The organism is Bacillus sp. H1a, assembly GCF_000633475.1.
Lineage (GTDB): Bacteria > Bacillota > Bacilli > Bacillales > Bacillaceae_G > Bacillus_A > Bacillus_A paramycoides.
Map to the genome: position 1 here is coordinate 1 of NZ_AYMH01000139.1, position 341 is coordinate 341.

Annotated in this window: 2 tRNA genes; both read left to right on the forward strand. The window is 42.5% G+C overall.

What is annotated here, in order from left to right:
• The first annotated feature begins 133 nt into the window (after positions 1 to 133).
• Positions 134 to 210, forward strand: a tRNA-Ile gene (locus U860_RS0130685).
• A gap of 10 nt (positions 211 to 220) precedes the next feature.
• Positions 221 to 296: transfer RNA gene (locus tag U860_RS0130690), tRNA-Ala, on the forward strand.
• Positions 297 to 341: the final 45 nt, after the last annotated feature.

The following is a 341-nucleotide window of genomic DNA, read 5'->3' on the forward strand; positions in this document are numbered from 1 at the left end:
TTCTATGGAGAATTGATGAACACTGTTCATCAATATAAGTTTCCGTGTTTCGTTTTCGTTTAGTTTTGAGAGTTCAATAAAAGTATTGACTCTTAAATGTGAATATGATATAAATAATTTCTGCAATTTGTATGGGCCTATAGCTCAGCTGGTTAGAGCGCACGCCTGATAAGCGTGAGGTCGATGGTTCGAGTCCATTTAGGCCCACCATGCATTTTACGGGGCCTTAGCTCAGCTGGGAGAGCGCCTGCCTTGCACGCAGGAGGTCAGCGGTTCGATCCCGCTAGGCTCCACCAAAAAGCTATTTTATATAGCAAATGGTATGTTCTTTGAAAACTAGA